The sequence below is a fragment of the Streptomyces sp. B15 genome (assembly GCF_018070605.1).
Lineage (GTDB): Bacteria > Actinomycetota > Actinomycetes > Streptomycetales > Streptomycetaceae > Streptomyces > Streptomyces smyrnaeus.
In genome coordinates, this window is the sequence record NZ_JAGPXJ010000096.1 from 20568 (window position 1) to 27475 (window position 6908).

The following is a 6908-nucleotide window of genomic DNA, read 5'->3' on the forward strand; positions in this document are numbered from 1 at the left end:
AGGGAGACACCGAGCTGATGGAGACCCGCGTCCGCACAGCCGCCGACGACGCCGAGTTCGAGGGCTACCTCGCACAGACGCGGCACGCCTTCGGCAAGGTCCCCTACGACCACGCCACCCTGCGCGCCCACGGCGTCGCAACAGTGGCCGTACGCGGAACCCAGGTGCTGGGCGGCGGACTCTTCCTGCCCTTCGCCCAGCACTTCGGCGGCCGCCCGGTGCCGTCCGGCGGCGTGGCCTGGCTCGCGGTCGCGCCCTGGGAACGCGGCGCCGGACTCGCCCGCCGCCTCACCGAGGAGGGCACCGACCGGCTGCGCGGCGAGCACGGCGCGGTGCTGGCCTGCGCCTGGACGCCGGCCCCCGGGATGTACCGGCGGTGGGGCTGGGAGGCCGCAGTCGTCGCCTCCAGCTACGCGCTCGACCCCGCCGAACTTCCCGCCCCGCCACCCGGGTACGAGACGGTCGTCCCGGACGAGACCGCCTGCGCCCGGCTGCGGGAGCGCCTGAGCCCCGGCTGGAACGGGCCGCTGCGGCGCCCCGCCTGGTGGCACGGCTGGAAGCAGCGCGTCACCGAGGGGGCGTTGACGCTCGGCGTCGTACCCGAGGACTCCCGCACCGGGACGGGCAGCGCTTCCCGGCGCGGGGACCTGGCCGGATACGCCACCGTCACCGTCGAACCGCACAGCCCATGGGGCGTCACCGCCGTCGTCCACGACTTGTGGCACGAAGGACTGGACGCGCTGCCCGCCCTGCTGGCGGCCGTCGGCGCCCGCTCGCCCCAGGTCCGCGAGATCCGCTTCCGCCGCTCCGTACTGCCCCGCCCCAGCCCGCTCCAATGGGCGCTGAGCCAGTACGCGGTGCGCGAGGACGGCTGGTACCCGTGGATGCTGCGGCTGCTCGACGTACGCCGCGCCCTTCAGGCCCGCGGCTGGGACCCGCAGCCCCGGGGCGGCCTGGGGCTGGAGGTCGTCTCCCCGAAGGGCAGTACGGCGCCGTACGCGCTCACCTTCGAGGACGGCCGGCTGCACGCCCAGCGCGGCAGCCATCCCTCGTCCCGCACCGTGCGGCTGCCCTCGGCGACTCTCGCCGCCTGGTACGCGGGCGGACTGCCGTTGCGGCAGGCGGCCCGGCTGGGCATGGCCGACGGCGACGGACGCGACCTCGCCCTGCTGGACGCGCTGGCCGCCGGGCCCGCGCCCTGGCTGCCCGAGAGCTTCTGACGTGATCGCCCACCACCCCCCGACCGAGGACGCGTGATGCCGGTGCCGGAGCCCACCACGCTGCTCGTCATGGCCAAGGAGCCCCGCGCGGGTCGCGCCAAGACCCGCCTCGCGCCCGCCTTCACCCCGCAGGGGGCCGCGGCCCTCGCCTCCGCCGCGCTCACCGACACCCTGCGCACCGTGCTGGCGACGCCTGCCTACCGCCGCGTCCTGGTGCTGGACGGCAGCCCGGGCCCCTGGCTGCCGGGCACGGACGAGGGCGGCGACCGCATCGAGATCGTGCCGCAGGCCGACGGCGGCCTGGACGAGCGGCTGGCCGCGGCCTTCGCGCTGTGCGAGGGACCCGCGCTGCTCGTCGGCATGGACACCCCGCAACTCACCCCCGCGCTGCTCGCGCCCGCCACCCGGCCGGACGCCTGGCAGCACCACGACGCCTACTTCGGCCCGGCGGCCGACGGCGGCTTCTGGGCGCTCGGGCTCGCCGCGCCCGACCCCGCACTGCTGCGCGGCGTCCCCATGTCCACCGCCACCACCGGGGCGGTGCAGCGCGCCCGGCTCGTGGCCGCCGGACTGCGCGTGGGTGACCTGCCGCAACTGCGGGACGTTGACGAACCGGATGACGCGGCCGCGGTCGCCGCCCAGGCCGCCGGGAGCCTCTTCGCCGCCGAACACGCGCGGCTGCGGCGACTGCTGGGCCCGGACCACGCGCCGATCGCCCCGCCCCGGGGTGCGCCAGGGGTGGCGGAGGCATGAGAGGGCAGGGGCGCGACGACACCGGCTCCTGGACCGAGGACCCCTACACCGAAGCGCTCGGCCTCGGCTGCGGCCCGCTCTATCTGCGCGCCCACGGCGGCTGGTCGCTCACCTTGGACGTGGAGCGCTGGTGTGCCGTCGCCGACGCGGCCGACCTGACCGTCCTGGACCGCTGCCAGGGCACCGTGCTCGACATCGGCTGCGGTCCCGGCCGCCTTGTCGCGGCGCTGGGCGAGTACGGGCACACATCGCTCGGCATCGATGTCAACGCGGCTGCCGTCTCCCGCACCGTGCTGCGCGGCGGACGGGCCCTGCGCCGCTCCGTCTTCGACCCGCTGCCCGCGCCCGGCACCTGGGACACCGCGCTGCTCATCGACGGCAACCTCGGCATCGGCGGCGACCCCGCGCTGCTGCTGCGCCGCGTCGCCCGCCTGGTACGGCCCGGGGGTCTGCTGCTGGTGGAGGTGGCGGGGGAGGACGTGGACGAACGGCTCCAGGTCTGGATGGAGAATGCCCGCGGCACCAGGGGAACGCCGTTCCCCTGGGCGCGGCTGGGCACCCCGGCCCTGCACCGCGTCGCCCGTGTCACGGGCTGGAGCCCGGAGGACACCTGGTCGAAGGACACCCGCGACTTCACCGCGTTGCGCCGCGACCGATTTCCGCGCCCCGCTCCCGGGTAGCCGACCAGGCCGCACCCAAGGACCCGCGGCGCACGGCCTGTGCGCCCGGCGGAAGCTTCTTCGAGGCCCGGGCCGCGCCGGCCGCGGCGGGCGCGCGCCCCGCGGTCGTCCCGGCCGCCCACGCCGAGGACCCCGCCCACCTGGCGGCTCGTGGCATCACCCATACCGTGCACCCTCGTGATGTGCCGTGTGAGCCCCGTGCCATGATCCAGTGGTGACCGGAAGCGGCGGACCAGGAGCACCGACCGCACCGCGCCCCTCGCGAAAGGAAGCCCGTTGAAGGGGAACTGGCCCGGTGGCACGATGCGTGCCGCCCGCATCACCGGTATCGGACAGACCGATCTGGCCACCGTCCCGGTGCCCGAGCCGGAGCCGGGAACCGTGTTGGTGCGCACCCGGCACGTCGGGATCTGCGGTACCGACCTGGAGATCCTGCACGGTACGTCGGCGTTCCTGCAGGACGGCCGCATCACCTTCCCGCACGTCTTCGGTCACGAGTGGTACGGAGAAGTCGCCGCCTATGCCGACGAGCCCCCGGCCCACGCCCCGGCCGTCGGCTCACTCGTCGTCGGCCGCACGATGGTGCCGTGCGGCCACTGCGCCCAATGCCACGCGGGCCGCGCCCAGATGTGCACCGCGCTACGGGAGATCGGGCTGTACGGGCTGCAGGGCGGCGCCGCCGACTATGTGCGGGTGCCCACGCACGCCCTCACCCCGCTGCCGGACGGGCTGCCCGAGGCGGCGGGTGCGCTGATCGAGCCGGCCGTCTCGGTGGTGGAGGCGTTCGAGCGGGCACGGCTGCGGTTCGACGACCAGGTGGCCGTCATCGGCACCGGCACCATGGGCCTGCTGGCGGTGCAGTTCGCGCACCGGCACGCCGCCAAGGTGCACGCCATCGGCATCGACCGGCCGGGCCTCGATCTGGCCCTGCGCTGCGGCGCCGACGCCGCCCACCACGCCGATGAGGCCCCGCAGGGTGCCTACTCCCTCGTGGTGGAGGCGTCCGGCGCGGCCTCGGCCTTCACCGGGGCGCTGCGGATGGCCGAACGCGGTGGCCGCGTCGCCCTCGTCGGGGTCGCCAGGGAACCGGTCTCCTTCGTGCCCGGCGAACTGTCCCTGCAGGGCGTGGACGTGCTCGGCATCCAGCACGGCATCTCCCACTACGACCGCACCGTCGCGCTCTTCGAGCAGGGCGTCCTGGATGCGGCCCCGCTTGTCGCCGAGGTCTTCCCGGCGCTGTCCGCGGAGTCCGTGGGTGCGGCCTTCGCCCTGCTGGAGCAGGGCAGAAGCGGCCCGCCGAAGGTCCTGCTGACCTTCGGCGGGTGAGGTCCGCTCCACTGCCGCTCGCTCAGTGTGCCGAGCGGGAGGCTCCGGAGAAGAGCCGTGCCACTGCCCGGAAGGGCAGCGTGACGACAGTGGCGATGGCGCTGCCTATTGCGCGCAGCACATCGGCGATAGCGCGGAGCATGGTGTCCTCCTTGGCGCGACGCGGTGTCTGTTCGCCTCACGGGTGGCCGCCGCGGCCGGAGACAAACCCCTTTCTCCGGTGCGTCACCACAAGGTGGCCCCGCCACCGCCTCCCTGCGGCACGAGGGCGCCCCGCTCGAAGTCGAGGAGATGCCGCTTGCGTTCGATGCCGCCGCCGTATCCGGTCAGCTGCCCGGTGGAGCCGATGACCCGGTGGCAGGGGATGACGATGCTGATCGGGTTCCGCCCGTTGGCCAGCCCGACGGCGCGTGCGGCGCCCGGCCTGCCGATCAGTTCGGCGAGCTGTCCGTAGGAGCGCGTCTCGCCGTAGGGGATGTCGCACAGCGCCTTCCACACGGTGCGCTGGAAGCCGGTGCCCTGCGGTGCGAGCGTCAGCGTAAACCGGGTGCGTTCCCCTGCGAAGTACTCGCCCAGTTGCTCCGTCACCTCGCCGAAGGCGCTCGGGTCGCTGGTGCCGAACGTCTCCTGCGCCGGACGGTGCCGCTGCTGGTCCATATAGACGGCCGACAGCGTCCCGTCGGTGGTGACGAGAGTCAGCGGGCCGACGGGGCTGTCGATGACGGTGTGCGTGCGGTACATGGCGCGTCCCTTCTCCGTTCCCCCTCAGTCTCGCCCCCCGCCGGGCTGCGCACTGGCGGAAAAACGACATCGGGGCCCGGGGTGCGGCCCGGGTCAGCCCTCCCAGCGGGCCCGTGCCGCCGCCACCCGCTCGCGGTACCGGGCGTAGCCGCGCTCGTACCCGGCCCGGTCGTTCTCGTCCGGCTCCACCAGCCGGTATCCGGTGTGCCACTGCTCCTCGTCCACCGGGTCGCCCAGCGCGGTGCGGGCCACGACAGCCGCTCCCTTGGCCCCGACCTCCGTCTCGACCGGTACCCGCACCGGACGGCCGAGGATGCCGGCGAAGGTCCGCATCCAGCCCGGGGAGCGGGTGCCACCGCCGCACGCGGCCAGCGTCCGGGACAGGCCCGCGGTCTCCAGGCAGTGCCGCGCCGCGTAGCCGACCGCCTCGCACATGGCACGCACCAGGTCGGCGCGGTCGTGCGCCAGCGACATTCCCTCGAACGAGGCCCGCGCGCCGGGTGCGACGAACGGCGCCCGCTCGCCGGCCTCGGACAGGAAGGGCAGCGCCACCACCCCGCGGGCTCCGGCGGGGCTCTTGTCCAACAGCGCTTCCAGGTCGTCGGTGGAGGCGCCGACCGTGCCGAGCGCCCAGTCGATCCCGGCCGTGCCGACCATCGCCGGCAGCGCGCGCAGCCAGCGGTCGCTGCTGGGTGTGCACAGCCACATCCCGGCGGGTTCGCCGGCCGGGTCCCGGTCCGTGCGGTCGGTGAGCACCTGGCAGGCCAGCGTGGTTCCCACCGTCAGCAGGCCGTCACCGACCTCCCGTACGCCGCTGCCGAGGGCGCATGCGGGCAGATCGTAGGGGCCGGAGGTGACGGGCAGCCCGGCGGGCAGGCCGAGCAGCGCGGCGCCTTCCCGGTCCAGGGTCAGCACGGCATGCGGCGCGGCGGGTTCGGGCAGCAGATGGGCCACCTCTTCCACGCCGCAGGCGGCCAGCGCTGTGGGGGAGTAGCGGCGGGTGGCCGGGTCGAGGAAGGGCAGGGTGGCGTCGGAGGCGTCCACGCTGACCGTGCCGGTCAACCGCTGGGCTATGGCGTCGACGCAGTAGCCCGCCACCGCGGCGCGCTCCAGCGCCTCGGGCTCGTGTTCGCGCAGCCACGCCAGCAGCGGCGCGTGACAGCCGGGGAACATGCCCGATCCGGTGTGCCGGAAGATCTCGCCCACGGTGCCGTCCCGCTGCCAGCGGCCGACCAGCGCCGCCGCCCGCCCGTCCATCCAGGAGATCATGTGCCGTACGGCCCGGCCTTCCGCGTCCCGCAGCCACAGCCCGTCGCCCTGGCCGGTCAGGGCGAGCGCGGCGGGCGGACCGGGCAGTGCGGCGCCGACTTCCCTGACGACTTCGGCGACCCCGGCCAGCACCTCTTCCAGGTCCTGCTCGACGATGCCGCCGGGCTCGCGCAGCAGTGTGGAGCGGCGTGCGGCCGCGTGCAGGCGGCTTCCGTCGCGGGCGAAGGCGACGGCTTTGGTGACGGAGGTGCCGATGTCGACACCGATGATCGCCCCAGCGGTTTCAGTCATGGCCGTTCGCCTTCCAGTCCCGGCAGTTCGCACTGCTCTCCACATCGAGATTGTTATATTTATAGCGCTCCACGTGAAGAAGCCCAATGGGCTGGGAGTGTGCGCCGCGCCGCACCCGCCCGCCGCACCGAAGTCCTGGAGGACGTATGACCGCCCGGCTCCTGCTCGTACGGCACGGCCAGACCGTCTGGCACGCGGAGAACCGGTACGCCGGGATCTCCGACATCGCGCTGACCGACGCCGGGCTGTGGCAGGCCGAGCAGCTGGGGGAGTGGGCCGTGGCGCGCTCCCGGCAGCAGCCCATCGGCGCCGTGGTCAGCTCCCCGCTGGAGCGGGCGCGGTGCACCGCCCGCCCCGCGGCGCGGGCGCTCGGCCTGGTGCCCGATGTGCACGAGGGGCTGCGCGAGGTCGACTTCGGCTGGGGCGAGGGCCGCACCATCGCGGAGATGGCCGCCGACGACCCGGAGGCGGTGCAGGCCTTCCGCCAGGACGCCCAGACCGGTGCCTTCCCCGGCTCCGAGCCCCCCACCGCCGTCGCGCCGCGGGTGTGCGGCGCGCTGCGCGAGGTGGCGGCGGCGCACGACGGGCAGACGGTTCTGGTGGTCGCCCACAACACCGCCTTCCGTAT

8 protein-coding genes are annotated in these 6908 nt (G+C 74.8%); 5 read left to right on the forward strand and 3 right to left on the reverse strand.

The window, feature by feature from the left end:
* Nucleotides 1–17: 17 nt before the first annotated feature.
* From eis to KBY19_RS30325, 4 genes are all read left to right on the forward strand, one after another.
* Nucleotides 18–1220, forward strand: a complete 1203-nt coding sequence (gene eis / locus KBY19_RS30310) for an enhanced intracellular survival protein Eis (RefSeq protein WP_210967132.1) — start codon at nucleotides 18–20, stop codon at nucleotides 1218–1220.
* A gap of 36 nt (nucleotides 1221–1256) precedes the next feature.
* Nucleotides 1257–1973, forward strand: a complete 717-nt coding sequence (locus tag KBY19_RS30315; RefSeq protein WP_185018653.1) for a DUF2064 domain-containing protein — start codon at nucleotides 1257–1259, stop codon at nucleotides 1971–1973.
* Nucleotides 1970–2653, forward strand: a complete 684-nt coding sequence (locus KBY19_RS30320) for a bifunctional 2-polyprenyl-6-hydroxyphenol methylase/3-demethylubiquinol 3-O-methyltransferase UbiG (RefSeq protein ID WP_099885478.1) — start codon at nucleotides 1970–1972, stop codon at nucleotides 2651–2653. The genes KBY19_RS30315 and KBY19_RS30320 overlap by 4 nt, the downstream gene beginning before the upstream one ends.
* A gap of 276 nt (nucleotides 2654–2929) precedes the next feature.
* On the forward strand, nucleotides 2930–3979 hold the full coding sequence (locus KBY19_RS30325) for a zinc-binding dehydrogenase (RefSeq protein WP_247691581.1): 1050 nt from the start codon (nucleotides 2930–2932) through the stop codon (nucleotides 3977–3979).
* 22 nt (nucleotides 3980–4001) lie between these two features.
* Here KBY19_RS30325 and KBY19_RS37365 read toward each other — a convergent pair whose 3' ends face one another.
* The 3 genes from KBY19_RS37365 to KBY19_RS30335 form a co-directional block, all read right to left on the reverse strand.
* Complete coding sequence (locus KBY19_RS37365; RefSeq protein WP_282107131.1) at nucleotides 4002–4121, reverse strand: LPFR motif small protein; 120 nt, start codon at nucleotides 4119–4121, stop codon at nucleotides 4002–4004.
* An 83-nt stretch (nucleotides 4122–4204) separates the two neighbouring features.
* Nucleotides 4205–4720 carry a methylated-DNA--[protein]-cysteine S-methyltransferase gene (locus KBY19_RS30330; RefSeq protein ID WP_210967133.1) on the reverse strand — a complete coding sequence of 172 codons (516 nt, stop codon included), beginning with the start codon at nucleotides 4718–4720 and terminating at the stop codon, nucleotides 4205–4207.
* Between the two features lie 93 nt (nucleotides 4721–4813).
* Nucleotides 4814–6280 carry an FGGY-family carbohydrate kinase gene (locus KBY19_RS30335; protein WP_210967134.1) on the reverse strand — a complete coding sequence of 489 codons (1467 nt, stop codon included), beginning with the start codon at nucleotides 6278–6280 and terminating at the stop codon, nucleotides 4814–4816.
* 146 nt (nucleotides 6281–6426) lie between these two features.
* On the opposite strand from KBY19_RS30335, the gene KBY19_RS30340 reads away from it, so the two are divergent.
* Nucleotides 6427–6908 (forward strand): histidine phosphatase family protein (locus KBY19_RS30340; protein ID WP_210967135.1); only part of this gene is annotated, 482 nt, incomplete at its 3' end.

Coding starts and splice junctions, on each gene's coding strand:
- eis (WP_210967132.1), top strand. CDS start 18: ATGGAGACCCGCGTCCGCACAGCCGCCGACGACGCCGAGTTCGAGGGC.
- KBY19_RS30315 (WP_185018653.1), top strand. CDS start 1,257: ATGCCGGTGCCGGAGCCCACCACGCTGCTCGTCATGGCCAAGGAGCCC.
- KBY19_RS30320 (WP_099885478.1), top strand. CDS start 1,970: ATGAGAGGGCAGGGGCGCGACGACACCGGCTCCTGGACCGAGGACCCC.
- KBY19_RS37365 (WP_282107131.1), bottom strand. CDS start 4,121: ATGCTCCGCGCTATCGCCGATGTGCTGCGCGCAATAGGCAGCGCCATC.
- KBY19_RS30330 (WP_210967133.1), bottom strand. CDS start 4,720: ATGTACCGCACGCACACCGTCATCGACAGCCCCGTCGGCCCGCTGACT.
- KBY19_RS30335 (WP_210967134.1), bottom strand. CDS start 6,280: ATGACTGAAACCGCTGGGGCGATCATCGGTGTCGACATCGGCACCTCC.